This window comes from Primorskyibacter sedentarius (genome assembly GCF_004342065.1).
GTDB lineage: Bacteria > Pseudomonadota > Alphaproteobacteria > Rhodobacterales > Rhodobacteraceae > Primorskyibacter > Primorskyibacter sedentarius.
Window position 1 is genome coordinate 1 of the sequence record NZ_SLZU01000081.1, and the last position, 1319, is coordinate 1319.

At 57.4% G+C, this 1319-nt stretch carries 1 protein-coding gene and 1 other annotated feature; the gene reads right to left on the bottom strand.

Annotated features, from left to right (window positions below; genetic code table 11):
- Positions 1 to 40: 40 nt before the first annotated feature.
- A protein-coding gene (locus EDD52_RS23560) for an IS3 family transposase (RefSeq protein WP_132249026.1) occupies positions 41 to 1266 on the bottom strand; the annotation gives its coding sequence in 2 pieces (ribosomal slippage) (positions 41 to 978 and positions 978 to 1266; 1227 coding nt in all).
- Positions 869 to 985 (bottom strand) — a sequence feature (AL1L pseudoknot). It overlaps the preceding gene by 117 nt.
- Positions 1267 to 1319 lie beyond the last annotated feature (53 nt).

Below are 1319 nucleotides of genomic sequence, written 5' to 3' on the forward strand. Positions count from 1 at the left end.
TTGAACCGCGCCGGGTTTGCCGGAGGCTGATTTGTCTTAGTTACGCGGCCATATCTGATCTTTTCAGAGCAGCATAGAAGTTTGCCTCTGCTTCGGCTGGCGGGATATTCCCGATGGGTTCCAGCAGGCGGCGGTTGTTGAACCATTCGACCCATTCGAGGGTTGCATATTCCACGGCATCGAAGCTGCGCCATGGACCTCGTCGGTGAATGACTTCTGCCTTGAACAACCCATTGATCGTTTCGGCCAGAGCGTTGTCGTAACTGTCGCCGACGCTGCCGACCGATGGGGCGATCTTCGCCTCTGCCAGGCGCTCGGTATACTTGATCGACAAATATTGAGAACCGCGATCCGAGTGGTGTACCAGCTTGTCCTGTGCTGGTCTGCGTTGATGAATAGCCTGTTCCAGAGCATCCAAGACAAATCCGGCAGAAGCCGTGCGACTGACGCGCCACCCGACAATGCGGCGGGCAAAGACGTCGATGACGAAGGCCACATACACAAACCCCTGCCACGTCGCGACATAGGTGAAGTCGCTCACCCAGAGTACGTTTGGCGCGGGCGCATGGAACTGGCGGTTTACCTTGTCCAATGGGCACGGCAGCGCCTTGTCCGGGATCGTCGTCTTCGGCTTCTTGCCGCGCACGACACCCTCAAGGCCCAAATCCTTCATCAAGCGTGCGACGGTGCAGCGCGCTATATCAAAGCCTTCTCGACGCATTTGATGCCAGACCTTTCGAACACCATAGACGCTAAGGTTCTCCTCAAAGACACGCTCAATCTCGGGCTTCAACTCTTCGTCACGCTTTGCGCGATCCGAAAGGCGTGAAGGGTCAGCGCGCTTGGCCAAATGATCATAGAACATGGCTGGGGCAATCGGCAGGACGCGGCAGATTGGCTCGACCCCATGATCACCCCGGTGATCTTCTATGAACCGGATCATCGTTTCATTGGGCGGTCGAGCTCCGCCTGGGCAAAATATGCGGACGCCTTGCGCAGGATCTCGTTGGCCTGCTTCAACTCGCGAACTTCGCGCTCGAGGGCCTTCATCTTCTCGGCCTGCTCGGTCGTGACGCCGCCACGCTGGCCGGTATCAACCTCGACCTTCTTGACCCATTCGTTCAGTGTTTGCGGCGCGCAGCCAATCTTCGATGAAATCGACATAATCGCCGACCAACGGCTCTCATGCTGCCCTGCGCCATCCAGCACCATCCGCACAGCACGTTCGCGCACTTCTGGTGAATACTTGTTCGTTGTCTTTGTCATGATGCTCCATCCTACTCATGAGTTGGAGCCTCCGGCAAACCCGGCGCGGTTCA